This window comes from Burkholderia sp. 22313 (genome assembly GCF_052045245.1).
Taxonomy (GTDB): Bacteria; Pseudomonadota; Gammaproteobacteria; order Burkholderiales; family Burkholderiaceae; genus Burkholderia.
This window is the reverse complement of sequence record NZ_JBQEON010000005.1, coordinates 29,825-55,664: the sequence shown is the minus strand read 5'-3', so window position 1 is coordinate 55,664 and position 25,840 is coordinate 29,825. Positions and strand designations below refer to the sequence as shown.

At 67.3% G+C, this 25,840-nt stretch carries 23 protein-coding genes; 11 read left to right on the top strand and 12 right to left on the bottom strand.

What is annotated here, in order from left to right; genetic code table 11:
• Positions 1-9: 9 nt before the first annotated feature.
• From ACTJKF_RS06250 to ACTJKF_RS06240, 3 genes are read right to left on the bottom strand one after another with little or no spacing between them, the layout of a single operon-like run.
• Positions 10-984, bottom strand: coding sequence for a threo-3-hydroxy-L-aspartate ammonia-lyase (locus tag ACTJKF_RS06250; protein WP_440622689.1), 975 nt, complete (start codon positions 982-984; stop codon positions 10-12).
• Positions 985-1,041: 57 nt separating this feature from the next.
• Entirely contained in the window at positions 1,042-1,680 is a 639-nt protein-coding gene (locus ACTJKF_RS06245) for a helix-turn-helix transcriptional regulator (RefSeq protein ID WP_440622688.1), read from the bottom strand.
• On the bottom strand, positions 1,677-2,198 hold the full coding sequence (locus ACTJKF_RS06240) for a YbaK/prolyl-tRNA synthetase associated domain-containing protein (RefSeq protein WP_440622687.1): 522 nt from the start codon (positions 2,196-2,198) through the stop codon (positions 1,677-1,679). The genes ACTJKF_RS06245 and ACTJKF_RS06240 overlap by 4 nt, the downstream gene beginning before the upstream one ends.
• A gap of 413 nt (positions 2,199-2,611) precedes the next feature.
• Between ACTJKF_RS06240 and ACTJKF_RS06235 the strand changes: the two genes are divergently transcribed.
• From ACTJKF_RS06235 to ACTJKF_RS06225, 3 genes are all read left to right on the top strand, one after another.
• Positions 2,612-4,192: an isocitrate lyase gene (locus tag ACTJKF_RS06235; RefSeq protein WP_440622686.1), complete on the top strand. Its 1,581-nt coding sequence runs from the start codon at positions 2,612-2,614 to the stop codon at positions 4,190-4,192.
• 309 nt (positions 4,193-4,501) lie between these two features.
• Positions 4,502-4,756: a type II toxin-antitoxin system HicA family toxin gene (locus tag ACTJKF_RS06230; RefSeq protein ID WP_105393689.1), complete on the top strand. Its 255-nt coding sequence runs from the start codon at positions 4,502-4,504 to the stop codon at positions 4,754-4,756.
• Positions 4,753-5,112 (top strand): type II toxin-antitoxin system HicB family antitoxin, encoded by a 360-nt coding sequence (locus ACTJKF_RS06225; RefSeq protein ID WP_440622685.1) that lies wholly within the window; start codon positions 4,753-4,755, stop codon positions 5,110-5,112. Before ACTJKF_RS06230 ends, ACTJKF_RS06225 begins: the two co-directional genes overlap by 4 nt.
• 109 nt (positions 5,113-5,221) lie before the next feature.
• On the opposite strand, the gene ACTJKF_RS06220 is transcribed toward ACTJKF_RS06225, so the two are convergent.
• Positions 5,222-5,938: an EthD domain-containing protein gene (locus tag ACTJKF_RS06220; protein ID WP_440622683.1), complete on the bottom strand. Its 717-nt coding sequence runs from the start codon at positions 5,936-5,938 to the stop codon at positions 5,222-5,224.
• Between the two features lie 51 nt (positions 5,939-5,989).
• A complete protein-coding gene (locus ACTJKF_RS06215) occupies positions 5,990-6,529 on the bottom strand; it encodes a nuclear transport factor 2 family protein (RefSeq protein WP_440622682.1) in 540 nt (179 codons plus the stop codon).
• Between the two features lie 209 nt (positions 6,530-6,738).
• Between ACTJKF_RS06215 and ACTJKF_RS06210 the strand changes: the two genes are divergently transcribed.
• From ACTJKF_RS06210 to ACTJKF_RS06195, 4 genes are all read left to right on the top strand, one after another.
• The gene (locus ACTJKF_RS06210; protein ID WP_440622681.1) at positions 6,739-7,239 is read left to right on the top strand and encodes a nuclear transport factor 2 family protein; all 501 of its coding nucleotides are present in this window, start codon (positions 6,739-6,741) and stop codon (positions 7,237-7,239) included.
• 72 nt (positions 7,240-7,311) lie between these two features.
• A complete protein-coding gene (locus tag ACTJKF_RS06205; RefSeq protein WP_440622680.1) occupies positions 7,312-8,178 on the top strand; it encodes an SDR family NAD(P)-dependent oxidoreductase in 867 nt (288 codons plus the stop codon).
• A 12-nt stretch (positions 8,179-8,190) separates the two neighbouring features.
• A complete protein-coding gene (locus ACTJKF_RS06200) occupies positions 8,191-8,916 on the top strand; it encodes an SDR family oxidoreductase (protein ID WP_440622678.1) in 726 nt (241 codons plus the stop codon).
• Positions 8,917-9,440: 524 nt separating this feature from the next.
• Entirely contained in the window at positions 9,441-11,306 is a 1,866-nt protein-coding gene (locus ACTJKF_RS06195) for a phosphoenolpyruvate carboxykinase (GTP) (RefSeq protein WP_440622676.1), read from the top strand.
• A 104-nt stretch (positions 11,307-11,410) separates the two neighbouring features.
• On the opposite strand, the gene ACTJKF_RS06190 is transcribed toward ACTJKF_RS06195, so the two are convergent.
• The 4 genes from ACTJKF_RS06190 to ACTJKF_RS06175 all read right to left on the bottom strand — a co-directional run bounded on the left by ACTJKF_RS06190 (position 11,411) and on the right by ACTJKF_RS06175 (position 14,598).
• A complete protein-coding gene (locus ACTJKF_RS06190; RefSeq protein ID WP_440622675.1) occupies positions 11,411-12,316 on the bottom strand; it encodes an NAD-dependent epimerase/dehydratase family protein in 906 nt (301 codons plus the stop codon).
• 72 nt (positions 12,317-12,388) lie between these two features.
• Positions 12,389-13,225 carry an SDR family NAD(P)-dependent oxidoreductase gene (locus ACTJKF_RS06185; protein WP_440622674.1) on the bottom strand — a complete coding sequence of 279 codons (837 nt, stop codon included), beginning with the start codon at positions 13,223-13,225 and terminating at the stop codon, positions 12,389-12,391.
• Between the two features lie 37 nt (positions 13,226-13,262).
• A complete protein-coding gene (locus ACTJKF_RS06180; RefSeq protein WP_440622673.1) occupies positions 13,263-14,021 on the bottom strand; it encodes an SDR family oxidoreductase in 759 nt (252 codons plus the stop codon).
• Positions 14,022-14,181: 160 nt separating this feature from the next.
• The gene (locus tag ACTJKF_RS06175) at positions 14,182-14,598 is read right to left on the bottom strand and encodes a nuclear transport factor 2 family protein (RefSeq protein WP_440622672.1); all 417 of its coding nucleotides are present in this window, start codon (positions 14,596-14,598) and stop codon (positions 14,182-14,184) included.
• Between the two features lie 469 nt (positions 14,599-15,067).
• Between ACTJKF_RS06175 and ACTJKF_RS06170 the strand changes: the two genes are divergently transcribed.
• Together ACTJKF_RS06170 and ACTJKF_RS06165 are read left to right on the top strand one after the other, a co-directional pair.
• A complete protein-coding gene (locus tag ACTJKF_RS06170) occupies positions 15,068-15,277 on the top strand; it encodes a hypothetical protein (RefSeq protein WP_440622671.1) in 210 nt (69 codons plus the stop codon).
• Between the two features lie 339 nt (positions 15,278-15,616).
• Positions 15,617-17,113, top strand: coding sequence for an FAD-dependent oxidoreductase (locus ACTJKF_RS06165; protein ID WP_440622670.1), 1,497 nt, complete (start codon positions 15,617-15,619; stop codon positions 17,111-17,113).
• 128 nt (positions 17,114-17,241) lie between these two features.
• Here ACTJKF_RS06165 and ACTJKF_RS06160 read toward each other — a convergent pair whose 3' ends face one another.
• Positions 17,242-18,906: an acid phosphatase gene (locus ACTJKF_RS06160; RefSeq protein ID WP_440622669.1), complete on the bottom strand. Its 1,665-nt coding sequence runs from the start codon at positions 18,904-18,906 to the stop codon at positions 17,242-17,244.
• Positions 18,907-19,323: 417 nt separating this feature from the next.
• On the opposite strand from ACTJKF_RS06160, the gene ftsH reads away from it, so the two are divergent.
• Both ftsH and ACTJKF_RS06150 read left to right on the top strand, forming a co-directional pair.
• Positions 19,324-21,291 (top strand): ATP-dependent zinc metalloprotease FtsH, encoded by a 1,968-nt coding sequence (gene ftsH, locus ACTJKF_RS06155; protein ID WP_440622668.1) that lies wholly within the window; start codon positions 19,324-19,326, stop codon positions 21,289-21,291.
• A gap of 124 nt (positions 21,292-21,415) precedes the next feature.
• On the top strand, positions 21,416-21,883 hold the full coding sequence (locus ACTJKF_RS06150; RefSeq protein ID WP_440622667.1) for an OsmC family protein: 468 nt from the start codon (positions 21,416-21,418) through the stop codon (positions 21,881-21,883).
• Between the two features lie 22 nt (positions 21,884-21,905).
• On the opposite strand, the gene otsA is transcribed toward ACTJKF_RS06150, so the two are convergent.
• Positions 21,906-23,312, bottom strand: coding sequence for an alpha,alpha-trehalose-phosphate synthase (UDP-forming) (otsA, locus tag ACTJKF_RS06145; protein ID WP_440622666.1), 1,407 nt, complete (start codon positions 23,310-23,312; stop codon positions 21,906-21,908).
• A 598-nt stretch (positions 23,313-23,910) separates the two neighbouring features.
• A complete protein-coding gene (locus ACTJKF_RS06140) occupies positions 23,911-25,548 on the bottom strand; it encodes a methyl-accepting chemotaxis protein (protein ID WP_440622665.1) in 1,638 nt (545 codons plus the stop codon).
• Positions 25,549-25,840 lie beyond the last annotated feature (292 nt).

Below are 25,840 nucleotides of genomic sequence, written 5' to 3'. Positions count from 1 at the left end.
CCGCGACGGTCAGGCGGATGCGGACACCAGCGCGCAGAAGTGCGCGAGATCGACGTTGCCGCCGCTGATCACGATGCCGACGCGCTTGCCTTGCAGCTCGTCCTTCATCCGGCGCGCGGCCGCGAACGACAGGCAGCCGGTCGGCTCGACGACAATCTTCATGCGGGTGGCGAAGAAGCGCATGCAATCGACCAGTTCCGCGTCGGTCGCGGTCAGGATGTCGTCGACGTCGCGCCGCAGGATCGCGAACGTCAGGTTGCCGAGATGCTGCGTCTGCGCGCCGTCGGCGATCGTGCGCGGCGTGTCGATATGCACGATCGCCCCGGACCGGAACGACTGCTGGCCGTCGTTGCCGGCTTCCGGCTCGACGCCGTACAGCTTCGCGTGCGGCGACAGCGCGCGCGTCGCGAGCGCCGTGCCGGACAGCAGGCCGCCGCCGCCGAGCGGCGTGAACACCGCGTCGAGCGGCCCGGCTTCGTCGAACAGTTCCTTCGCCGCCGTGCCTTGGCCGGCGATCACGTCCGCGTGGTCGTACGGCGGAATCAGCGTGAGCCCGTGCTTCTCCGCGAGGTCGCGGCCGATCTGCTCGCGGTCCTCGGTATAGCGGTCGTAGGTGACGACGTTGCCGCCGTAGCCGCGCGTCGCGGCCATTTTCGCGGCGGGCGCGTCCTGCGGCATCACGATCGTCGCCGGGATCCCGAGGATGCGCGCCGACAGCGCGATCGCCTGCGCGTGATTGCCGGACGAGAATGCGACGACGCCGTGGCGGCGCTGGGTCGCGTCGAAGCGCGACAGCGCGTTGAACGCGCCGCGGAACTTGAACGCGCCCATCCGCTGCAGGTTCTCGCACTTGAAGAACACCTGCGCGCCGAGCGCTTCGTCGATCGTCCGCGACGTCATCACGGGCGTGCGGTGCGCGTGGCCGTCGAGGCGTGCCGCGGCGGCCGCGACGTCGTCGTAGGTGGGGAGGGTCGGAGTGTTCATGAGGTGCTCGTCGGAGGAGTCAGTCGACAGGTAAGTGGCGCGGCCCGAGGGCACGCTTCATTTCGCATCGTTGTATACAGTGGCACGCGACACGCCGAGATGTTGCGACACGATTTCCATCGCACGGCGCACCTCGAGGAAGCCATCTGCCTTCAGCGCCTGCATCAGCTCGCGGCGCTGGTCGGTCTTCAACTCGCGCGGCGTGGTCGCGAGGCGCGTCGCGAACGCGTCGATGCGCTGCCGGATCGCGTCCGCGCCGGCCGGGTCGAGCGTGTCCGCGACCGGCTCGCCTTCGGTGCTGCAGAACTGGTTCAGCATCCCCTGGAAGCCGCGGAACAGCGTGACGTCGGCGTTCAGGCACAGCGCGGCCACGTAGCGGCCGTTCGAATCCTTGATGCCGATCGACGTGCTTTTCGCGGTGCGGCCGTCGGCGAAGCGGTTCGCATAGTTCGCGAGGACCTGCGGGAAGTCGTCGTCCGCGATGCGCGCGAGCCCGAGTTCCGTCGCCGGGTCGCCGACCGCGCGGCCCGACAGGTTGTTGTGGATCGCGAGAATCGCGTGCTCCGGCGTGCGCAGGTCGTGCACGACGACCTCGGTGAACGGCGCGAACATCGCGCCGAGCCCTTCGGCGACGCGCAGCACCTGCTCGATCAGCGACGCCTGTTCCGCCTGCGATCGGGAATGGGGCGTGGTCATGCGTTCGCCTGGCGTGCGGTCGCGCCGGTGGTGTCGGGCCGCGTGATGTCGGCGAGCAGCGGGCGGGCGATCCGCACGTAGTCGGACGCGTCGAGCACGACGGAACGATCGAGGCGGCCCGCGTTGAACGCGATCTCGCCGTTGCGTTCGATCAGCTCGGGATCGACGACGAGCGTCACGTTCGCGTCGAACACGAAGGGCGGCACGGCGCCCATCACGCAGCGCGTGACCGTGGCCGCGAGTTCGGGCGGCGCGAGCGTCGCCTTGCGGCGGCCGAGCGCGTCGGCGACCTTGCGGAAATCGATCTTCAGATGGCCGGGGATCACTGCCAGCGCGGTGGCGTCGCCGCCGTCCTTGAACGTGCAGAGCATCGCCTTCGCGCCTTGTTCGGGACGCGTGCCGCGAATCGCGGCGATCACGTCGGATTTGCCTTCGGCCGGATGCTCGAGCACGCGGAACCGCGCGCCGGAAGTCGTCAGCAGTTCGCACAGCGCGTCGAAAACGGGATGGTCGCTCATGGGGTTCCGGGCAGGAAGGGGCGCATCGCGGTACGCGGGGACGGCGCCTTTCGCGCTCGTCATCGATGGATTGTCCAAGTATAGACGTTTTGTCATGGGCATGGCAAAAGCCTGGCGCACGAATCGTCCGCCGTGTCCTCCCACCAACTGCCGAAAGAGAATTTCATATTGTGGAATGTGCGTCGAATTCCGGCCGCGCTCGCTTCCCGCCGCTTGAAAATCGGTTTTGCATCGCAAAATCGCTCGCTTATCTCATTGAAAAATCAGTGAAATTTATATCTTATGTCTTATATAAGAGTTGTTCGAAAGCGCAGCGCGCGGCGGTAGTATTGAGTCCATGCAGCTCGCTTTGCCACGCGGAGCGGGCACGCTGAACCCTTTACTCAAATGCGCTTCGTTCCCAGGAGATAGACATGTCCCAATATCAAGACGACATCAAGGCAGTGGCTGGTTTGAAGGAGAAGCAAGGCAGCGCGTGGAATGCCATCAATCCGGAATCCGCTGCCCGCATGCGTGCCCAGAACAAGTTCAAGACGGGCCTCGACATCGCCCGGTACACCGCGAAGATCATGCGCGCCGACATGGCCGCGTACGATGCGGACCCGGCCAAGTACACGCAGTCGCTGGGTTGCTGGCACGGTTTCATCGGCCAGCAGAAGATGATCTCCATCAAGAAACACTTCAACAGCACCGAACGCCGCTATCTGTATCTGTCGGGCTGGATGGTCGCCGCGCTGCGCTCGGAGTTCGGCCCGCTGCCGGACCAGTCGATGCACGAGAAGACTTCCGTCAGCGCGCTGATCCGCGAGCTGTACACGTTCCTGCGCCAGGCCGACGCCCGTGAACTCGGCGGCCTGTTCCGCCAGCTCGACGCCGCCGAAGGCGCCGCGAAGGCCGCGATCCAGGAAAAGATCGACAACCACGTGACGCACGTCGTGCCGATCATCGCCGACATCGACGCCGGTTTCGGCAACGCGGAAGCGACCTACCTGCTGGCCAAGCAGTTCATCGAAGCGGGCGCATGCTGCATCCAGATCGAGAACCAGGTGTCCGACGAGAAGCAGTGCGGCCACCAGGACGGCAAGGTCACGGTGCCGCACGAAGACTTCCTCGCGAAGATCCGCGCGATCCGCTACGCGTTCCTCGAGCTGGGCGTGGACGACGGCATCATCGTCGCCCGTACCGACTCGCTCGGCGCCGGCCTGACCAAGCAGATCGCCGTGACCACCACGCCGGGCGACCTGGGCGACCAGTACAACGCGTTCCTCGACTGCGAAGAACTGTCGGCCGACCAGCTCGGCAACGGTGACGTCGTCATCAAGCGCGACGGCAAGCTGCTGCGTCCGAAGCGTCTGCCGAGCAACCTGTTCCAGTTCCGCTCGGGCACGGGTGAAGCGCGTTGCGTGCTGGATTGCATCACGTCGCTGCAGAACGGCGCCGACCTGCTGTGGATCGAAACCGAAAAGCCGCACATCGCGCAGATCGGCGGCATGGTCAGCGAAATCCGCAAGGTGATCCCGAACGCGAAGCTGGTGTACAACAACAGCCCGTCGTTCAACTGGACGCTGAACTTCCGTCAGCAGGCGTACGACGCGATGAAGGCCGCGGGCAAGGACGTGTCGGCGTATGACCGCGCGCAGCTGATGAGCGTCGAGTACGACGAGACCGAACTGGCCAAGCTTGCCGACGAGAAGATCCGCACGTTCCAGGCCGATGCATCGCGTGAAGCAGGCATCTTCCACCACCTGATCACGCTGCCGACGTACCACACGGCTGCACTGTCGACCGACAACCTCGCGAAGGAATACTTCGGCGACCAGGGCATGCTCGGTTACGTGGCCGGCGTGCAGCGCAAGGAAATCCGCCAGGGCATCGCGTGCGTCAAGCACCAGAACATGTCCGGCTCGGATATCGGCGACGACCACAAGGAATACTTCAGCGGCGAAGCAGCGCTGAAGGCCGCGGGCAAGGACAACACGATGAACCAGTTCTGATCATCGCCGCATCCGAAGCAAGGAAGCCAACCCGTCGCGGGTTGGCTTTTTTTGTAGAAAGGCGAGCAGGCGGCGGGGCGACTGCGATTTTCCGGGCGCGGGATCAGATGGTCGCGCGCCGGCCCGGCCGGCAAACCCGGGCCGCCCGATTTCGGCCCCCTTGGCTGGGCCCGCGCTGGAGGGAGATGCAACCCCGCAGCGCCCAACGGCACCAGCAGCCCGCTATCGCGTCGCTGCGGTTTAGGTGGTGATAGCGTTTTTTGCTATCATCCGATAACATGCGATATCAAATTTTGCTATCATGTGGGCATGAAAACGAAACACGCCCGCACGCTGAGCGCGATCTATACGAAACCGACCTTAGGCGGCATCGTGTTCGCGGATATCGAAGCTTTGGTTGTCGCGCTGGGCGGCAGCATTCACGAGGGCGCCGGGTCGCGCATCGCCTTCGAGCTGAACGGAACGCGCCGATACCTGCATCGCCCGCATCCGGGCAAAGAGGCAAAGCGCTATCAGGTTGAGGATGTGCGCGACTGGTTCAACGAAATGGGGATAAAGCCATGACCAACGCAATGACGTACAAGGGCTATTACGCGCGCGTCGATTTCGACGGCCGCGACAACGTGTTTGTCGGGCACGTACTCGGCGTCGATGACAAAATCAGCTTTCACGGCGAGACGGTCACCGAGCTGACGGGCGATTTTCACGCGGCCGTCGATCATTACCTCGACGACTGTGCACGCATGAATCGTGCGCCGCAAAAGCCGGCTTCGGGAAAGCTGATGCTTCGTATCAAGCCGGAAACGCATGCGGCCGTCGGCGTTGCGGCAGCCGTTGCCGGCGAGAGCGTGAATCAGTGGTCGGAAGAGGTGTTAGGGCGCGCGGCTCGCGAAGTGCTCGAGCGGGCCGCGCACGCATAAAGTGGCTTGCCGGGGGATTGTGGGGAGCGAGGATGGGCCGTGACCTTATCCCGCCGAGTACACCTCAAGATCCGCGCCGCGTTCCCGGTAATCCGCGATGAACCTTTCTTTATCCGCGCACGGCCTTCACGACGTACTGACTCGTCGGCACCACGTCGATCTTGTCGAAATCGATGAAGCGTGAGCAGCTGTCCATCATCTCCGCCACGTTGCGCTGGAATTTCGCCTCGTCGCCGACCGCATCGAAGAATGCATGCGGATCCGTCATGGCCGCGGCCGGGAAGCATTCCTCGACGATCGCGTCATAGCCCGGCGCCGCATGCGTGAGCGCGCGCACGACCACGTTCTGCACGTACAGGAAGTTGTCCTGCGTATCGATCGCGACGCGCGTGTGGTGACCGTGCCAGACGTCGAGCCACGCTTCGTGCGTGAGACGCGGCGGGCGCTTCAGGAACGCGAGCTGCGAGAAGCCGCTCGTGCGCTCGCCGGGCCGCGCCGGAAAGCGCGTGTTCGGAATCGGCTGCGACTCGGTGACGAGATACGCGGCCATGTGTGGCGCGACCGCGCGCACCGCGTCGTCGAACGGCTGGCGGAACATCGGGTTCGCGCTGTCGATCCACACCGCGACGATCCCGTCGATGCCCGGGTGCGTGTTGGTCTGCTTCAGGCCGGCGGCCGGTGCGACGTCGGCATCGGCGACGTTCACCTGCACGCCGTGCGCGCCGAGCGACAGCAGCGTGTCGGCGAGCGGCGCGCGCACGCTGCGGCTCCATTGATCGGGCGCGGCCTGCGCATCGCGCCACAACACGTAAATGACTTTCTCCATTGCTCCGGCTCCAGGGGGAAATGACGGGGTCGGCGGCGCTGCCGCCGGGTTTCAGGAAGCGTTGAGGGTGGAATCGACCGATTCGGCCGATTCAGCCGAAGCCGCCGCGTCGTGCGCGCCCGGTGCGAAGCGGTTCGCCGTCAGCGTGAACGACGGCGGGATCGGCGACGTGACGGTTTCGAACAGCCGTTCGTGACGTGTCGCGTGAATGCGCCACACGCCATCGCGCTTCACGTACTGGTCGTCGTAGAACGCGGTGCCGTGCACCAGGTAGTTGTCATCGAGATGGATCGCGTGATCCTCGAGAAACCACACGCCGCACGCGTGATCGGCCGACACCAGCGTGAGCTCGGGGTGATGGCCGTGATGCATCGTCAGGAAGGTCGGCTTGCCGATCAGCGCGCGCAGGCTCGACACGAACGCGTCGCGGCTGTCGTACGCATGACGGCCGCCTTGCAGCCGCACCTCGCAATCGTCGGTCATGCATTGCTCGAGCAGCGACCAGTCGTGCGTGTCGATTGCGCGGAAATACCGGTACTTCAGCTGGCGGATCTGCTCGTATTCGTAGAGTGTGCGGGTGGTCTCGTCCATCGCCGGATCTCGTGGTGGTGTCGGTCGATGTTAGGAACGAAGCCCCTTGCGTCACATCGTCTGTTCGGACGAACGCCGTCCACGCTGCGTTCACGTCCGCCGATACCGATCCTCGGGTTCATCCAAACAGGGGATGGCCGGCCGCTCGTGCGCCTGTAACGTGGCGTCGACGCGGCTTCGATCCGCGCATCCGAGATCAAGGAGACGGCATGACCCCGATCGAACGAATGGAAGTGCGCGTGCGCAGGCTCGAGGACGCCGACGCGATTCGCCAGCTGAAGGCCCGTTACTTCACGTGTTGCGACCGGAAGGATCCGCGCGGGATGCGCGACTGCTTCGCGCCCGGCACCGTGCACATCGACTACGGCCGGATCGGCACGTTCGACCATCGCGACGCGCTCGTCGACGTGTTCGAGCGGCTCGGCTGTCACCCGCACATCGTCGAGATGCACCACGGCGTGAATCCCGACATCACCGTGCTCGACGACACGCATGCACGCGGCAGGTGGGGCCTGCATTACCAGATGCTCGATACCCACGCGCGCACGCTCACCCAGCTCGGCGCGACCTACGACGACGAATACCGGAAGGTCGACGGCGAATGGAAGATCGCGGCCACGCGCTGCATCGTCACGTCGACGCTGTCCGCCCGCTATGACGGCGATGCGCCGGGCGTGCTGTTCGCCGGCGCGCAGCCGCCGGATGCGTGACGTGCGCACATGACGCACGCGCATGCGCCACGCCGGTCGAGACCAGAGACCATTCCCCAGGAGACATCGAACATGACACGAAACCACGAGGCGCCGGTCGCCGTCGTGACGGGCGCGTCGCGCGGCGCGGGCAAAGGCATCGCGCGCGCGCTCGGCGCGGCCGGCATGACCGTCTACGTGACGGGCCGTTCGCAAAACGAAGGTGACGCGCCGCTGCCCGGCACGATCCATGAGACCGCGCGCGAGATCGACGCACTCGGCGGGCGCGGGATCGCGGTTGCATGCGATCACGCGGACGACGCGCAGGTGAAGGCGCTGTTCGAGCGCGTCGAACGCGAATGCGGACGGCTCGACATCCTCGTCAACAACGCGACCTGCCTGCACGACCAGCTGATCCTGCCCGGCCCGTTCTGGGAGAAGTCGCTCGACCTCGTGAACATCCTCGATGTCGGGCTGCGCTCGGCCTACGTCGCGAGCTGGCACGCGGCGCCGCTGATGGCGAAGCGTCGCAGCGGGCTGATCGCGTTCACGTCGTCGTTCGGCGCGAGCTGTTACATGCACGGCGCCGCGTACGGCGCGCAGAAGTCCGGCGTCGACAAGTTCGCGAAGGACATGGCCGTCGACCTGAGGCCGTTCGACGTCGCGTCGGTGTCGATCTGGATGGGACCGCTGCGCACCGAGCGCACGACGCGCGTGTGGGACGAGCATCCGGATCTGTACAAGGAATTCTCGTTGGTCGCCGAAAGCCCGGAATTCACCGGTCGCGTGATTCGCGCGATTCATGCCGATCCGCAGCGCATGGCACTGTCGGGGCAGGTGCTGGTCGGCGCGGAAGCCGCGCTCCAGTACGGCATCGTCGATCTCGACGGCAAGCAGCCGCCGTCGTATCGCGAACTGCTCGGCGGCCCCGTGCAGGCGCATCCGGCCATCGTCGCCTGAGGCGCGCGCGGAATGGGCGCGGCGACGTGCCGGCTGTTCGTCGAGGCGGGCGCGCGCGTCGTGATCGGCGACGTGCTCGATACGGAAGGCGAAGCGCTGGCGCGCGAGCTCGGCGATGCCGCGCGTTTCATGCGGCTCGACGTGGCCGACGAAGCGAACTGGCAACGTGTGGCCGATGCGACCGTCGAGCAGTTCGGCCGCATCGACGTGCTCGTCAACAACGCGGCGGTGCTGATGTTCGGCGCGATCACGGAGTTGTCGACACGCGATTTCGAGCGTGCGGTATCGATCAATCTGGTCGGCACGTTCGTCGGCATCCGCACGGTCGCGCCGCGGATGATCGCGCAGAAGAGCGGGTCGATCGTCAACATCTCGTCGGTCGACGGGCTGCGCGGCGTGAACGCGCTGGCGGCGTACGTGTCGAGCAAATGGGGGGTGCGCGGATTGACGAAGGTCGCGGCGCTCGAACTCGGCCACCAGGGCGTGCGCGTGAACTCGATCCATCCGGGCGGCGTGAACACCGCGATGTCGAACCCGACCGGCGCACCGCTCGACGAAATCAACAAGCACTACGCGCACGTGCCGTTGCAGCGCGTCGGCTTGCCTGACGAAATCGCGCGCGCGACGCTGTTTCTCGCGAGCGACGAAGCGTCGTACTGCAACGGCTCGGAACTGTCCGTCGATGGCGGGATGGCGGCTGGCGCGTATTACCCCGGATTGCCCGGCGCGCCGTTTTGAGCGGTAGCGTACACAACGCATTCGAGGCGGATGTTTGTGTACGCAACCTAATTCAGGGTTTGCCTGAGTAGCGAAAACGTGAATTCGCGCTGCGCGGGTTCGCATGCCCGCGTGCGCGTGCGGCGCGCCGATTTTTCCGCTTTCTCGGAACCCTTGCCGGACGGACGTTCCAGCCGTTTCGTCCCCAAAGCGCGCACGTCGACGCTGTAAAAAGGACCTGTTTGCAACGCGCGTGCCGGCACGTCGTCACAATTGTTTCTTGTTGCAACGCAACGCCTGTCCAATAACGGCGATGGTATGCTGGCCGGCATGGAGTTGTACGGCAGGTTGCTTGCATGGCGAAACTCGCGTTCGCACGCTCATACGAGACATCACATTCTCTCGCCCGCATCGCGGCATCGACACGCGCTCCGCTCGCGTGTCCCGCCTTGCGCGTCGCCGCACCCTGCGCTCCGATCGCATTTCTCATCTCGCGGGCTCGCCCCGCATCCCCCATCCCCGCCCAATAATCTGGAGACATCCCCATGTCGCAAAACACCTTGGCCGAAGCGACGCACGGCCCGCTGATCGCTCCCCCGGCATTCGTCAAAAATCGCAAGTTGATCGACTGGGTGTCGCGAATCGCGGCGCTCACGGAACCCGATCGCGTCGTCTGGTGCGACGGCTCGCAGGAAGAGAACGACGCGTTCTGCCAGGCGATGGTCGACCAGGGCACGCTCATCCGCCTGAACCCGGCGAAGCGCCCGAACTCGTATCTCGCGCAGTCCGATCCGTCCGACGTCGCGCGCGTCGAGGATCGCACCTTCATCTGCACGCAATCGGCCGACGACGTCGGCCCGACCAACAACTGGATCGATCCGGCAGAAATGCGCGAGACGCTGAACGGCCTGTTCCGCGGCTCGATGCGCGGCCGCACGCTGTACGTCGTGCCGTTCTCGATGGGCCCGCTCGGCTCGCCGATCGCCCACGTCGGCGTCGAACTGTCCGACAGCCCGTACGTGGCCGTGAACATGCGGATCATGACGCGCATGGGCCGCGACGTGTATGACGTGCTCGGCGAGGACGGCGAGTTCGTGCCGTGCGTGCACAGCGTCGGCCATCCGCTCGAAGCGGGCCAGAAGGACGTGCCGTGGCCGTGCAACCCGGTCAAGTACATCGTGCACTTCCCTGACACGCGTGAAATCTGGAGCTTCGGTTCGGGCTACGGCGGCAATGCGCTGCTCGGCAAGAAGTGCTTCGCGCTGCGCATCGCGTCGACGATGGGCCGCGATCAGGGCTGGCTTGCCGAACACATGCTGATCCTCGGCGTGACGTCGCCGGCCGGCAAGAAGTATCACGTCGCGGCCGCGTTCCCGTCCGCGTGCGGCAAGACCAACTTCGCGATGCTGATTCCGCCGCAGGGCTTCGACGGCTGGAAGGTCACGACGATCGGCGACGACATCGCCTGGCTGAAGCCGGGCCGCGACGGCCGCCTGTACGCGATCAACCCGGAAGCCGGCTTCTTCGGCGTCGCGCCGGGCACCGGCGTGAAGACCAACCCGAACGCGATCGCGACGCTGAAGGAAAACGTGATCTTCACGAACGTCGCGCTGACGGAAGACGGCGACGTCTGGTGGGAAGGCCTGACCGACACGCCGCCCGCGAAGCTGACCGACTGGCAGGGCAACCCGTGGACGCCCGAGACGGCCAAGGAAACCGGCCGCAAGGCCGCGCATCCGAACTCGCGCTTCACGGCGCCGGCGTCGCAGTGCCCGTCGATCGACGCGGACTGGGAAAACCCGGCCGGCGTGCCGATCGACGCGTTCATCTTCGGCGGCCGCCGCTCGACGACCGTCCCGCTCGTGACCGAGGCGCGCGACTGGACCGAAGGCGTGTACATGGCCGCGACGATGGGCTCGGAGACGACCGCCGCCGCCGTCGGCCAGCAGGGCATCGTGCGTCGCGACCCGTTCGCGATGCTGCCGTTCTGCGGCTACAACGTGAGTGATTATTTCGCGCACTGGCTGAAGCTCGGCAAGCAGCTCGAAGACGCGGGCGCGAAGCTGCCGAAGATCTACTGCGTGAACTGGTTCCGCAAGGACGCGAACGGCAAGTTCGTGTGGCCGGGTTTCGGCGAGAACATGCGCGTGCTGAAGTGGATGCTCGATCGCCTCGAAGGCAACGGTGGCGGCGGCGAGCATGCATTCGGCGTGTCGCCGGCGTATGACGACCTGCACTGGGACGGGCTCGACTTCACGCGCGAGCAGTTCGACGCAGTCACGTCGATGAATGCCGACGAATGGCGCGACGAGCTGAAGCTGCATGCGGAGCTGTTCGACAAGTTGAAGCTGCGCCTGCCGACCGAGCTGACCGATACGATGAAGAAGATCGAGCAGCGCATCGGCGGCTGACAGTCGGCATCGACGTAACCGAGCAATGGCCTGAACGTCCCGCCGCCGGCGGGACGTTGTCGTTTGCGCTTCGGTGATCGCTTCGCGTGCGTCGCGCGGCGCACTCAGGCGCCGCAATGCGCGACGATTTCGTTCACCGCGCGCTGCACGTCGCCGCGCCGATAGCGCAGCAGGGCGAGCTCGGCCGGATCGGGTTCATACGACACGACGTTGCCGCGGCCCGTATAGATCGCGATGTCCGGCAGCAGCGGATGCTCCTGGTCGAGCGACGGCACCGCTTGCGGATTGCCGGCCGCGCGGAAGAACGCCGCGAAGTAGTCGGCGAAGCTCAGGTTCTCGTCGCCGACCAGATACGCGTTGCCCGCTTCGCCGCGTTGCAGCGCGCCCCAGATCGCTTCCGACAGCGATTGCGTCGAGATGAAGTTGCTGCCGCCCGCTGGCCCGTACACCGGCAGCCCGGCGAGCTTGCCCTGCGCATAGCCGGTGTAAGCGGCGAACATCTCGTTGCGCAATCCCGGCACCGATCCGACGACGAACGGCGCATTCACGCTGCACACCGCGAACGTCGGCGATGCGAGGGCGCGCACGCGTTCGTCGGCGAGGTGACGCGAGCGCACGTACGGCACGGTGTCGACGAGTGCCGGCGCGACCTGCGGATAGAAGCTGCCGACCAGCACCGCGCGCTTCACGCCCGCGTCTCGCGCGAGCGCGAAGAAGCGCGGCACCGCGTCGACGTTCGCGCGCTCCCAGTGCGCGGCTTCGTCGGTGCCGGGCGGCAGATGGCGAATGTCGTTGCCGGCAGCGAACACGACCGCATCGAACGGGGCGAGATCGTCGCGGGTGAAGTTGCCGGCTACGTAGTCGCGCAGCAGCACGTCGAAACGCGCGAGCGCGCTGCCCGGCGCGGCCGGCTTGCGTGCGGCGAGCGTCACGTCGTTGCCTTGCGCGTGCAGATGCAGCGCGGCGTGGCCGCCGATGAGGCCGGTACCGCCGATGATCAGGATTTTCAAGGTGTGCTCCGGTGGCGGCGCAGGTGCGCCGCTTGAAAGGAATGGATGCCGTTGTGCGCGTGTGGCCGCCGCTCAGGCATTGAAGCCGTTGCCGGTGACGACCGGCATGTTGGTCCAGAAGCCGTTCGGATCGCGATACCAGCCGGCGGCGGCCAACGCGCCGCCATCCACATGCAGCGTCGTGCCGGTGACCCACGCGGCAAGCGGGCTCGCGAGAAACAGCGCGGCACCCGCGATGTCGCCGGCCGCGCCGAAGCGCCCGAGCGGAATCCAGCGCGGGATGTGAGTGCGATGTTCGGCCGCGACCATCGCGCTCGCGGGCACCTGCGGCGTCTCGGTGGTCTCCGGCGCGATCTGGTTCACGCGGATGCCGGCCGGCCCGAGTTCGAGCGCGAGGCTTTTCGTGAAGCCGGTCAGCGCGGCCTTGAACGATGCATAGACGCTGCAGTTCGGAATCGCGCGAAAGCCTTCGATCGACGACACGCCGACGATGCTGCTGCCCGCACCGCGCTTGCGCAGCAACGGCAGCATCGCGCGCGTGACCACGAACACCTGGCGCAGGTTCACGTCGAACAGCCGCGCGATGTCGTCGTCGGTATGGTCGTCGAACGGCTTTGCGATCTGCAGGAAATCGCCGACGTTGTTGACGAGCACGTCGAGGCCGCCGAAGCGCGCGTCGACCGTCCGCGCGAAAGCGTTGACCTCGTCGCGGCGCGTGACGTCCACGGTGCCGACCAGTGCATCGACGCCCGCGGCTTCGAGTGCCCGGCGTGCGTCCAGTGCGCGTGCAGGATCGAGCTCGGCCACCGCGACGCGCGCGCCTGCGGCGCCGAACGCTTCGGCGCACGCGCGGCCGATGCCTGCACCGCCGCCGGTGACCAGCACGGTCTTGCCGGTAAATGAAATCATCGGTTCACTCCCTGGAATGGAACAGCCGCGCGCCGCATCACAGCGACGCGACGAGTTGCGCGTTGTCGATCCGCAGCTCCGCGCCGTTCACGAAGCGCGATTCGTCGGACGCGAGAAACAGCACGAGATTCGCGACGTCCTGCGGATCACACATGCGCGCCATCGGATCGGTGCCGATGCCGAGCTCGGCCGGATCGAGGCCGGGCATCAGCGCCTGCGTCATCGGTGTCCAGATGCCGTCCGGATGGATCGAGTTGCAGCGGATCCGGTAGCCGCTGCGCTTGCAGTGCACGGCGACACTGCGCGCGAGCGCCGTCACCGCGCCTTTCGAGCCGGTGTACGCGCACATCATCGGCAGGCCGCCGAGCGCGGCGACCGACGACATCATCACGATCGAGCCAGGCGTGTCGTTGTGCTTCATCGCGCCGATCGCGTACTTGCAGCCGAGAAAGTAGCCGTCCGCGTTGACGCGCAGCACGCGCCGCCAGGTGTCGAGGCTCGTGTCCTCGATCGAGCCGACCGGGCAGATCGCCGCGTTGTTGACCAGCGCGTCGAGGCGGCCGAAGCGCTCGAGCGTCGCCCCGATCGCGTGGCGCCAGCCGTCCTCGTCCGAGATGTCCTGATGCACGAACAGCGCGGTGTCGCCGATCTCGCGCGCCAGTGCGCGGCCTGCGTCCTCGTCGATGTCGGTGAGCACGACGCGCGCGCCTTCGGCAGCGAGCAGCAGCGCATCCGCGCGGCCGACGCCACTCGCCGCGCCGGTGACCAGCGCGACCTTGTTTGCGACTCGATTCATGTCGGGTGGATTTCCAGTGACGTTGAAAGAAGCCGGGCGCTCATGCGGCGCCCGGCGCACGGCCGGCCTTGACCGCGTCGAGCGCGGCCGCGCCGATGCCGCCGGCGCCGCCCGTGACGAGCGCGGTGCGGCCGGCGAGGGGAAGGGAGGCACGCATCGTTCAGCCCTCCAGCGGCAGGTCTTGCGACCAGTCGACGTGCAGCGTGCGCGCGGCGAAGCGCCACGTGCCGCCGTCGAACACGCAGCGGTCGCGATAGCGCAGCCCCCAGTCGAGCTTGCGCTTCACGCCGTCGCGCACGTACACGTGGCACGCGACGCCGTAGGTCTCGACATCGGCCGCGCCGCCGTCGAGCGTGACGAGCTGGTTATGCACGTGATGCTGGGTGGCTTCGTAGCGCTCGATCACGCGCATGCCGGCAACGATCGCATCGCGGTCGTCGAAGCGGAAACCGGGGCCGTCGAGTTGCGCGTCGGCGGTGAAGAGGGTGGCGAGACGCGGCCAGTCGCGCCGGTCGACGGCCTGCGCGTAACGGCATGCAAGCTCGTACAGCGCGTGGCGGGGATTCGAATCGGTCATGCGGTACTCCCGTGAATGAACGGAAAGACTCGGCCGCGCCGCACGTGCGGACGCGGCGGCATTGCGGCGTCGACGCGCAGGTTCGCATCGGACCGATCGATCCTCATCATCCATACGGAGCAGGGCACGGATCGGGGAAAACACCGGGCCTGACGGCCGCGCATCGTCCGATGCTGCGATGCGGCGGCGAATCGACGGCATTCGTCCGACGATGGCACGGCCCATACCGGCGGGCTGCGGCAGGCGGTTTCGGGAGCCCGGCGACGACTCGCCCGCGCCGCGATGCTGCAACGCGGCACGTCGTGCCTGGTCCGCTTCGCGTTTGTCCCTAGTCGAAATGGACGATGGCCGGCGGCCCGGCGCTGGCTACCGTGCAGTCATCCGGTGCGATGGCCTGTTTGCGCGTTTGCCTGAGGCCCGTTCGCCGGATACGAACCGCGCTGGCGGCCAACCGGAGGGAACGACGATCATGAGACTGACGACTCGCAAGCTGTGCGTACTGGCGATAGGCACGTTCGCGGCGATGGCGATGGCGCGCTACGGCGCCGAGCAGGTCCCGTCGCCGCCGTATGCGGCCGGCATCCTGCAATGCCGCTCGGTCGACACGAACGGCCTGGCGGCCGGTTGCGTGCCGATCGATCCTTCGCACTTCGGATTCGCCGCGTTGCGCGGCATGTGACGCCGGCGCGGCCGCGCGCCGCGCCCATTCGACGGCATCTCGACGCCGTCGCGATGCGGCGGCGTCCGGTGGCGGGATGGCCGTGCTTCGCGCAGCGTCGCGGCGCACTTGCCGCGTTCCGTCCGGCGCGTACCGGCCCATCCGGTTTCACGCTGCGGTTCGAATGCCCGGCCCACGGCCCACGACGCTGAATACGGCTTGCATGCGAGCGCGTCGAGCGCTCGGATCGGCCCTATGCCAGTGACCTTGCCCCACTGCCTGCCAGATGGCGCCGCGCCGCGACCGCCGCCTTTCACCGACGCCGGTTTCCCGATTTCCTTCACGCAGACGATTGCCCCCATGTCATCCGAATACTCCCTGACTCGCCCCCTGAACCTCCGCGACGTCCGTCGCTGGGACGCCGAACACGACGTCGTGATCGTCGGCTTCGGCGCGGCCGGCGCGTGCGCGGCGATCGAAGCCGCGAGCGCCGGCGCCGACACGCTGATCGTCGAGCGCGCATCGAGCTACGGCGGCACGAGCGCGCTGTCCGGCGGCGAGATCTACCTTGGCGGCAGCGGCGGCACGCCGGCGCAGCGCCAGGCCGGCTTCAGCGACGACACCGAGGACCTGTACCGCTACCTGATGCTCGCGGGCGGCCGCGACGCCGACGAGGCGAAGGTGCGCGTCTATGCGAACGAGAGCCTCGCGCACCACGACTGGCTCGTCGCCCAGGGCCTCACGTACAAGAACACGTTCATCGCCGAGCGGATCGTCGAACCCGAAACCGACGACTGCCTGATCTGGTCGGGCAGCGAGGAGGCCTGGCCGTTCAGCGAGGCCGCGAAGCCGTGCCCGCGCGGGCACACACCGCAATGGCCGGGCTGGGGCGGCGGGCAGCTGCTGATGCGCGTGCTGGCCGAGCGTGTGCAGGCGCTCGGCGTCTCGACGCGCTACGACACGCGCGCACTGGCGCTGATCGTCGACGATGCCGGTGCCGTGCGCGGCGCCGTGCTGCGCGCGTATGGGGAAACCACCTGCGTGCGGGCGCGCCGCGCGGTGATTCTGTGTGCGGGCGGTTTCGCGATGAACCGCGACATGGTGCGCCGGCACGCACCGCAGTTCCTGCGCTCGGACGCACCGATCGGCAGCCCCGGCGACGACGGTTCGGGCATCCTGCTCGGCCAGAGCGTGGGCGGTGCGGCGATCCACATGGATCAGGGTTTCGTCAGCCTGCCGTTCTACGCGCCCGAATCGCTGATTCGCGGCATCTTCGTGAACGCGCGTGGCCAGCGCTTCATCAACGAGGACGGCTATCACGGCCGCACGGGCCATCACGCGTTCCATCAGGCCGATGACCGGATCTACCTGCTGGCCGATCAGGCGACCTACCAGGCGCCGCCTGACATCGCGCGGATCGGCATCGCGGCGGCGGGCGAGACCTGGGAGGAAGTCGAGCGCGACCTGCAGATGCCGGCCGGCACGCTGACGGCGACCGTCGACGTCTACAACCGCCACGCGGCCGAGGGCACCGATCCGCTGTTCCACAAGGCGAAGAAGTGGCTGCAGCCGCTGATCGAGCCACCGTTCGTCGCGCTCGATTGCCGGATCGACTATGCGTTCTATCCGCATTTCACGCTGGGCGGGCTCGATACGCTGTCGACGGGGCAGGTGCTCGACGCGGCACGCGCGCCGGTGGCGGGCCTCTATGCGGCCGGCCGCACGAGCTGCGGGCTGCCGCGCTGGGGCGCGGGCTACAGTTCGGGGCTGTCGCTGGCGGATGCGACGTTTTTCGGCCGGCAGGCCGGCCGTCACGCCGCGGGTGCGGCGAGCGACGCGTTGCGCAGTGCCGCGTAGCGTCGGCTGACCCGGACGCGGAACCGGACGCGGAACGGCGAACGTACAACACGGAACGGAACGCACGACGCCCCGGGCAACCGCGTCGCACCGGGGCGTCGTCGTTTCCGCGAGACGTCGGCCGTTCGTCAGCCGAGGTCGAGCGCGTTCGTCAGGTCGCCCGGCGGCGGCGCGCCGCGCGACGCGAACGCCTTGTCGCGCGCGGCGACACCGTCGAGCGGCGCGAGCCCGTGCACGCGGCTGATGAAGCGCAGGATCGAATTCGTGTCGTACAGCGTGTGATCGACGTAGCCCTTCTTTGCGAACGGCGAGATCACGAGCGCCGGAATCCGCGAACCCGGGCCCCAGCGATCGCCGACCGGCGGCGCGACGTGATCCCACCAGCCGCCGTTCTCGTCGTGCGTCATCACGATCACGGTGTTCGCCCATTGCGGGCCGCGCCGGATGCGCTCGATCACGTTCGCGATGTGCCGGTCGCCCGATTCGACGTCCGCATAGCCGGCGTGCATGTTCAGGTTGCCCTGCGGCTTGTAGAACGCGACGGCGGGCAGGCGGCCCGCGTCGACGTCGGCGATGAAGTGGTTGGTCGACGGCGCGTCGCCGAGGCCCGCGTCGCGCAGGTGCAGGCGGCGCGCTTCGGTGCCCGGCGCGTAGTTCGCGAAGTAGTTGAACGGTTGATGGTGGTACTGGAAATCGGGCACCGTGCCGGTTTCGCGGTGCTCGAGCGCGTACTGCCACGCGCCGCTGTACCACGCCCAGTCGACGTTCTTCTCCGACAGGCGATCGCCGATCGTCGCATGGCCTTGCGGCGGGATCACGCGATGGTCGGACGGATCCGCATACGCGGCGTTGCCCGGATCGGCCGGCGGCACGTAGCTTGGCTGGTACGGCGGCGCCATCGTGTTGACGCCGTAGCCGTCGGGCGTGAGCGGGCCGTCGACCGCGAACTTCGGCGGGCCGTCGAGCGCGGACGCCGGCGAATCGGCGGCGAGCGTCAGGCGCGTGCCGGCCGGATCGTCGCCATCGACTTTCGACAGCAGCTTGGCCGCGTGCGGATGCTTGTGCGCATCCGGATACATCGGCGGCTGCGCGGAAATCAGGAACATGTGGTTGAGCCACGACCCGCCGAAGGCGGCCATGAAGAAGTTGTCGCACAGCGTGTATTGCCGCGCGAGGTTCCACAGCCGCAGCGTGTCGGCGGAATTGCGGTAGTGGCCCATCACGAGGCCGCCCGAATCGGCCCACGCGGCGAACTGGTCGTTGCGGCCCGCGGCGATCTGCATCTGGTTCTGGTAGAAGCGGTGCCACAGGTCGCGCGTGATCACGCCGTTCGGCAACGGCCTGCCCTGCGCGTCGGCGATCCGGAACGGCGCGTTCGGCAGCTTGTCGATGTCGCGCTCGGCGATCGCGTAGCGCTTGCCGTCCACTTCCTGCGCCTGCGGCACGAGCCCGCCCCAGATCTTCGGCAGGACCGGCAGCGGCGTCTTGCCGTCGCGATCGAGCTGCCGCGCATGCTCGGGCCGTACTTCGCTCAGCGGATACTGCACGCCCGGGAAGTCGCCGTACAGGTTCGAGAAGCTGCGGTTCTCCGCATAGATCACGACGATGTGGCGCACCTGGCGACGCAGCGCTTCGTCGAGCCGCAAGTCGGCGGCGGCGCGCGGCGCGCTGCCCGGCGTGGTCTCGCAGCCGCCGAGCGCGACCCCCGCGCCGAGCGCGGCGAGGCCGCCGAGGACACGGCGACGGTCGGGATCAACGGGAAGGTCGTCGGGGCGATCGGGGGTGTCGTTCACGGCGTGTGCTCCTCCAATGGGCGTGGTCGTTCGATGCGCGGCAGCGTCGCATAGCCTGCCGCGACGCGGGACGGGACGCAACAGGCGGCGCCCGGCCGAGCGGGCGCCGTCAATTGTCATAAAAATGTCACGATTGCGACTATAACGCGGCCGGCCGTCTCGGTGAAAGGTGTTTGTCGGACGCAGCGCGGCGCCCGCGCGCGAACTAGACTTGAATCACGAGCGGCACGTTGCGGCGTGCTACCCCAGTGAGCGTGGCCGGACGGCGCGCTCGCGGCTGTCATTCATGCGACGAAACGAGGCGACGAAGGCGCGGATGCGTTCCGTGTGCGCGTGGCCGCCGATGCCGCGCGCCGGACGGGTGCGCGGGCACGCGTAGGCGCACGCCGCACGGCGCGGCCGGCCCGATGTCATGTCATGGACAGGAAATTCGATTACGCAGGATTGCTGATCGCGGCGGGCTTCTTCGTGTTGTTTGCCGCGCAGTTGCTGATGCTGCGGCCGGCGTCGACGGTGATCGCGTACAGCGACTTTCACCGGCTCGTCGCCGCGCGGCTCGTCGACGATCTCGAGGTCGGTCCGACGTCGATCACCGGCACGCTGAAGATGCCGCAGGCCGGCGCGATGCTGCCGGCGTCCGAAGTCGCGACCGTGAAGCTGGACGGCACGCCGCCGCGCTTCGCCACCAATCGCGTGACCGATCCGCAACTGATCGACGCGCTGACCGCCGCCGGCATCCGCTTTCACGGTGCGTCCGACACCGGCTGGATCACGTCGCTCGCGTCGTGGCTGGTCCCGCTCGTCGCGTTCGTGTTCATCTGGAACCTGATGTTGCGCAAGCGCGGCGGGCTGCAGGACTTCACCGGGATGGGCAAGAGCCGCGCCCGCGTGTACGTGCAGCAGGAAACCGGCATCACGTTCGACGACATCGCGGGCATCGACGAAGCGAAGGCCGAGCTGCAGCAGCTCGTCGCGTTCCTGCGCAATCCCGATCGCTACCAGCGGCTCGGCGGCAAGATCCCGAAGGGCGTGCTGGTGGTCGGCGCGCCCGGCACCGGCAAGACGCTGCTCGCGCGTGCGGTGGCGGGCGAGGCGGCCGTGCCGTTCTTCTCGATCAGCGGCTCGGCGTTCGTCGAAATGTTCGTCGGCGTCGGCGCGGCGCGCGTGCGCGACCTGTTCGAGCAGGCGCAGCAGAAGGCGCCGTGCATCGTGTTCGTCGACGAGCTCGATGCGCTCGGCAAGGTGCGCGGCGTCGGCCCGATGTCGGGCAACGACGAGCGCGAGCAGACGCTGAACCAGCTGCTCGTCGAGATGGACGGTTTCCAGGCCGGCTCCGGCGTGATCATCATGGCCGCGACCAACCGGCCGGAGATTCTCGATCCGGCGCTGCTGCGCCCGGGCCGCTTCGACCGTCACATCGCGATCGACCGGCCCGACGTGAACGGCCGCCGCCAGATCCTCGGCGTGCACGTGAAGCGCGTGAAGCTGGCGGCCGAAGTCGACCTGGGCGAGCTCGCGTCGCGCACGCCGGGTTTCGTCGGCGCCGATCTCGCGAACGTCGTCAACGAGGCCGCGCTGCATGCGGCCGAACTCGGCAAGCCGGCGATCGGGATGGCCGACTTCGACGAGGCGATCGACCGCGCGCTGACGGGCCTCGAGCGCAAGAGCCGCGTGATGAATGCGCAGGAGAAGCTGACGATCGCGTATCACGAAGCCGGCCATGCGCTCGTCGCGGAAAGCCGCGCGCACTGCGATCCGGTGAAGAAGGTGTCGATCATTCCGCGCGGCGTGGCCGCGCTCGGCTACACGCAGCAGGTGCCGACCGAGGATCGCTACGTCCTGCGGCGCAGCGAGCTGCTCGACCGGATCGATGCGCTGCTCGGCGGACGCGTCGCGGAAGAACTCGTATTCGGCGACGTATCGACGGGTGCGCAGAACGATCTCGAACGCGCGACCGCGATGGCGCGCCACATGGTCATGCAGTACGGGATGAGCGAGAAGATCGGGCTGGTGAGTTTCGACGACGGCGACGCGCGCAGCGGCATGCCCGGCGCCTGGCACGCGAGCGAAGGGCGCTGCAGCGAGCACACCGCGCGCATGATCGACGACGAAGTGCACACGCTGCTGACCGACGCGCATGCTCGCGTCGCGGCGACGCTCGGCGAACGTCGCGAGGCGCTCGAGCGGATCGCGCGACGGCTGCTCGCATGCGAGGTGCTCGAACGCGATGCGTTGCAGGCGCTGATCGACGGACGCGCGGTGCCGGACACCGTGCCGCCGATGACCGATCACGGGCCGTGCGCGGGCGCGAGTGAGCCCGAGCAGGCCTCGGCGGTCGAGCGCGATTTCGTTGCATACGGGCCACCGCGCGAGCCCGAGCGCTGAAGCGCGGATCCTGCCTGCGGCCGGCGGCGCGGCCACGCGCGTGGCGCCCCGTCGCTGCCATTCCCACATGCCGGCGCGGCGTTGCGCCGGCCTTCGTCGTCCTCATTCCAGTCACGGAGTCGCCATGAGCGAGGCGCACGTATCGGTCGATGTCGCGCAGCATGCGCGTTTCAGTTTCGAAGTCACGTTTGCCGGCACCGAACTGTCGCCGGTGCTCACCGACGAGCCGCCGCCGCTCGGCGCCGGCCGCGGTCCGAACCCCGTGCGGCTGCTGGCCGCGGCGGTCGCGAGCTGCCTGGCGGCGAGCCTGTTGTTCGCGCTGGAAAAACAGCGCGTCGATCCGCAGCCGGTCGCCGCGCACATCGACGTCGACATGGTGCAGAGCGACGCGGGGCGGGTGCGGGTCGGCGCGATGGCCGTGACGCTGTCGGTCGGCAAGGCATGGGCCGATCTCGCGGCGGCGACGCGGATGCTCGATCGGTTCGACGCGTATTGCGTGGTGACCGAGAGCATGCGCGAAGGCATTCCGATCTCGGTGGCGGTGCAGGACGTGAACGGCGTGGTGCTCGACCGCGAGACGACCGGCGTGTGAACGTGCGGCAGGACGCGATGGGTCAGGATTCGGTCGCGGCAGCGAATTCCGCCGCTTCGGCGAGCGCGTCGAGAAAGCGCGTGCGCCACCAGTGCACGTCGGTCTTGCGCACGATCGCCATCAGCGCGTCGTGACGCTGGCGGCGCTCCTCGAGCGGCATCGCGAGCGCGCGCTGGATCGCCTGCGCGGTGCCTTGCGTGTCGTACGGATTGACGAGCAGCGCGGATTTCAGCTGCTCGGCCGCGCCCGCGAAACGCGACAGCACGAGCACGCCCGGATCGGCTTCGTCCTGCGCGGCGAGGAATTCCTTCGCGACCAGGTTCATCCCGTCGCGCAACGGCGTGACGAGCGCGACCCGGCTGGCGCGATACAGGCCCGGCAGGCGCTTGCGCGCGACCGTGCGGTGGATGTAGCGCATCGGCATCCATTCGAGCTCGCCGTAATCGCCGTTGATCGCGCCGCACAGGCTGTCCATCTCGCGCCGCAGGTCGTCGTATGCGCCGAGATCCTCGCGGCTCGGCGCGGCGATCTGGATCAGCGTCGCGCGGTCGCGGTTCTCCGGATACTGTTCGAGCAACTGACGAAACGCGTGCACGCGCTGCGGCAGCCCCTTCGTGTAGTCGAGCCGGTCGACGCCGACGAGCAGCTGGCGGCGCGAATACTCGTCGCGCATCCGCTCGAACATGTCGATCCCGTCGCGATTCTCCGCGAGCGCCGCGAATTCGTCGACGTTGATGCCGATCGGGAACGCACCGGCCGACAGCGTGCGGCCGAACGCGCGCAGGCGGCCGTCGGACAGCCGCGCGGCGCCGGCTTCCGCCTCGACGTAGTGCTCGAAGTGAAGCAGGTCCGACTCGGTCTGGAAGCCGACGAGATCGTACGCGAACAGCGAGCGCATCAGCCATTCGTGCTCCGGAATCGCGGCCATGATCGGCGGCGGCGGCATCGGAATGTGCAGGAAGAAGCCGATCGGATTCGTGCAGCCCATCGCGCGCAACTCGGCGGCGAGCGGAATCAGCTGGTAGTCGTGGACCCAGACCGTATCGTCCGGACGCAACAGCGTGCTCAGCTTGCGCGCGAACAGCTGGTTCACGCGCCGGTAACCGTCCGCGAAGCGCCGGTCGAACTGCGCGAGATCGAGCCGGTAGTGAAACACCGGCCACAGCACGTTGTTCGAGTAGCCGAGGTAGTACGCGTCGTAATCCTGCGGATCGAGATCGATCGTCGCGAGCTGGATGCCGCCGACGTTCTGGATCTGCACGTCGTCGCCGTGCGCCGGACGTTCGCCTTCTCCGCGCAGCCTGCCGCTCCAGCCGAACCAGACGCCGCCCGATTCCTGCAGGCTGTCCTTCACGGCAACGGCGAGCCCGCCGGCCGCGGCTTTACGGGGATCTGCAATGCGATTGGATACGACGACGAGTCGGCTCACCAGCTCTCCTGCGAATGGTTGGGGAAGGTTCGTGCGGCCAGGGCGCGAGGCGGACGCCGCCATCGACGCGAGGCGCGATGGGGCCGCGATACGAGCGCACGGGAATCAGGGCATGCGATTCGCCGTTCGAACGTGGAGTGCTTTTTTAGGATACTCGTCATTCGGCTGATTTAAAAGTGCATGACCGCGATCGGCCGGCGTTCGCGCGCCGCGTGGTGCGCGTGCCGCTTTACGTCGTGCGGGTGGGACTGAAAATTGCGCAGGTGTGCCTGCGCGGTGCAGGCAACGGGGAACGGACGCAGGGGGAAGGGGTATTGCCGATGGGCGCGAACGATCGTGTATTCGTGCGCGCGTGCAGTGTCGATCGGTATCCTGTCGACCGCTCCGAAACGTACGAACGATGCGGAGGGATCGAGCAGGTTCGCGCGTGGCGGAGGCCGTGCGTGGGATGCGCGGGCTGCTCGCGCGGGCGATGCGCGATTCTCGACGTTCCGGTTCGGCTTCGCACGCGTGCAACAGCGGCCATCGTACGAAGAAACCGGCGATGCGCGGCCCGACCCTGTGTCGCGCGGCCGCGCATCGTGTTGCGCGTGATGCGTTATGCGGCAGCGGCCTGCCAGTGCGGGCCGCCATCGGCGGCATGTGCACGCGCGTGCGATGCTGTTGCAGGTTCGCCGGCCGGCATCCGGAAGGTGGACACCGTCTCCGACAGGTCGCGCCCCTGTGCCTCGAGCGATTTCGATGCGGCCGCGGCCTGTTCGACGAGCGCCGCGTTCTGCTGGGTCGTCTCGTCCATCTGCGTGATCGTCAGGTTGACCTGGTCGATGCCGCGGCTCTGCTCGGCCGATGCCGCCGCGATTTCGCCCATGATGTCCGTCACGCGCGCGACGGCCTGCGTGACGTCCGCCATCGTCTTGCCGGCTTCGCCCGCGAGCGCCGAACCGTCCTGAATCGTCTGCACCGACGCGCAGATCAGTTCCTTGATTTCCTTCGCGGCGGTCGACGAGCGCTGCGCCAGGCTGCGCACCTCGCTCGCGACGACCGCGAAGCCGCGGCCCTGTTCGCCCGCGCGGGCGGCTTCGACGGCCGCGTTCAGGGCCAGGATGTTGGTCTGGAATGCGATGCCTTCGATGATCCCGGTGATGTCGGCGATCTTCGACGAGCTGTGGCCGATTTCGGTCATCGTGTCGACCACGCGGCCGACCACCGAGCTGCCGCGTTGCGCGACGTCCGATGCATTGGCGGCGAGCGTGCTCGCCTGCTGCGCGTTCTCGGCATTCAGGCGCACCGTCGACGTGAACTCTTCCATCGTCGCGGCGGTTTCCTGCAGCGATGCGGCCTGTTCCTCGGTGCGCTGGCTCAGGTCGAGGTTGCCCGACGCGATCTCGCCGACCGCATGCGCGATGCTGTTCGACGAATCGCGCACGCGGCCGACGATGTCGATCAGCCGCGTATTCATGGTGCGCAGCGCGTCGAGCAGGTCGCGCGTCTCGTCGTTGCCGCTCACGCTGATGCGGCTGCCGAGATCGCCGTTCGCCACCGTGCGCGCGACGCCGACCGCCGCGACGATCGGCATCGTGATCTTGCGCGTCAGCCACAGGCCGCCGCCCACCGCGACGGCGATCGCGATCAGGCAGATCGCCGACAGCAGGTTGCGCGCGGTCGTGTAGCGATCCGCGAATTCCTGCGCGACCGCGACTTCGCGCTCATGCGTATAGGTTGCGTACGCATCGGTTGCACGAATCAGTTGCGCGAGCAACGGACGGCAGTGATTGTCGATATCGGCGGTCGCATCCTCCTTCTTGCCGGCCTGCGCGAGCCCGACGATATTGAGCGCCACGGGCCCGTAGCGGGTTTCGACGCGAACGATCTCGGCGACCAGTTCGCGCGCGCGATCGGTCGTGTCGGTCGCATTCGCCATCAGCGCCTTCAGTTTCTCGAGATTGTCCTGCACGTCCTTGTGCGCCTGCTGCACTTCGGCGAGTTCGAGCTGGACGTCCGACGGCGTGGTCACGAGCACCAGGTTGCGCGCGGCGATCGCGCGCCGGTCGACCGCCGTGCGGATTTGCGCGGACAGGTTCGCCCGCGCGTTGATGCCGTTCATGTACCGGGAAAATTCGTCGTTCGCATCGGACAGCGCTTTCAGTGCCATGCCGGACACGATCACGACGATTGCGGCGAACAAACCGAAGCCGCCAAGCAGTTTTGCCTTGATGCTTATTTTGGCGATTTTCACGATGTGCCTCTGTGCGAGTGGTGGGCGATTGGATTTTATTGTTCGACCGGATACGGGCTCGTGCCGTCATTAACGGGAATTCCGGATATTTCTTTACCCTTCGAAAACCCTGAGATCGATTTTCCTCTCGCCCGAAGGCTCGCCTGGCGGGGCGCTTTTGATCTGGATCAAAAACGGGCAATTACGCGTGGCCGGACGTGTTCGCAGGTGAATTATCCCGGACGGTTTAACGCTGGATTGAATGAAACAAATCCTCTAATTTCCGGTATTCCGGGATTTTTAAATTCGTCGA

Excerpts from the sequence above, each read along its gene's own strand:
- ACTJKF_RS06250 (WP_440622689.1), bottom strand. The coding sequence starts at position 984 with ATGAACACTCCGACCCTCCCCACCTACGACGACGTCGCGGCCGCCGCG.
- ACTJKF_RS06245 (WP_440622688.1), bottom strand. The coding sequence starts at position 1,680 with ATGACCACGCCCCATTCCCGATCGCAGGCGGAACAGGCGTCGCTGATC.
- ACTJKF_RS06240 (WP_440622687.1), bottom strand. The coding sequence starts at position 2,198 with ATGAGCGACCATCCCGTTTTCGACGCGCTGTGCGAACTGCTGACGACT.
- ACTJKF_RS06235 (WP_440622686.1), top strand. The coding sequence starts at position 2,612 with ATGTCCCAATATCAAGACGACATCAAGGCAGTGGCTGGTTTGAAGGAG.
- ACTJKF_RS06230 (WP_105393689.1), top strand. The coding sequence starts at position 4,502 with ATGAAAACGAAACACGCCCGCACGCTGAGCGCGATCTATACGAAACCG.
- ACTJKF_RS06225 (WP_440622685.1), top strand. The coding sequence starts at position 4,753 with ATGACCAACGCAATGACGTACAAGGGCTATTACGCGCGCGTCGATTTC.
- ACTJKF_RS06220 (WP_440622683.1), bottom strand. The coding sequence starts at position 5,938 with ATGGAGAAAGTCATTTACGTGTTGTGGCGCGATGCGCAGGCCGCGCCC.
- ACTJKF_RS06215 (WP_440622682.1), bottom strand. The coding sequence starts at position 6,529 with ATGGACGAGACCACCCGCACACTCTACGAATACGAGCAGATCCGCCAG.
- ACTJKF_RS06210 (WP_440622681.1), top strand. The coding sequence starts at position 6,739 with ATGACCCCGATCGAACGAATGGAAGTGCGCGTGCGCAGGCTCGAGGAC.
- ACTJKF_RS06205 (WP_440622680.1), top strand. The coding sequence starts at position 7,312 with ATGACACGAAACCACGAGGCGCCGGTCGCCGTCGTGACGGGCGCGTCG.
- ACTJKF_RS06200 (WP_440622678.1), top strand. The coding sequence starts at position 8,191 with ATGGGCGCGGCGACGTGCCGGCTGTTCGTCGAGGCGGGCGCGCGCGTC.
- ACTJKF_RS06195 (WP_440622676.1), top strand. The coding sequence starts at position 9,441 with ATGTCGCAAAACACCTTGGCCGAAGCGACGCACGGCCCGCTGATCGCT.
- ACTJKF_RS06185 (WP_440622674.1), bottom strand. The coding sequence starts at position 13,225 with ATGATTTCATTTACCGGCAAGACCGTGCTGGTCACCGGCGGCGGTGCA.
- ACTJKF_RS06180 (WP_440622673.1), bottom strand. The coding sequence starts at position 14,021 with ATGAATCGAGTCGCAAACAAGGTCGCGCTGGTCACCGGCGCGGCGAGT.
- ACTJKF_RS06175 (WP_440622672.1), bottom strand. The coding sequence starts at position 14,598 with ATGACCGATTCGAATCCCCGCCACGCGCTGTACGAGCTTGCATGCCGT.
- ACTJKF_RS06170 (WP_440622671.1), top strand. The coding sequence starts at position 15,068 with ATGAGACTGACGACTCGCAAGCTGTGCGTACTGGCGATAGGCACGTTC.
- ACTJKF_RS06165 (WP_440622670.1), top strand. The coding sequence starts at position 15,617 with ATGTCATCCGAATACTCCCTGACTCGCCCCCTGAACCTCCGCGACGTC.
- ftsH (WP_440622668.1), top strand. The coding sequence starts at position 19,324 with ATGGACAGGAAATTCGATTACGCAGGATTGCTGATCGCGGCGGGCTTC.
- ACTJKF_RS06150 (WP_440622667.1), top strand. The coding sequence starts at position 21,416 with ATGAGCGAGGCGCACGTATCGGTCGATGTCGCGCAGCATGCGCGTTTC.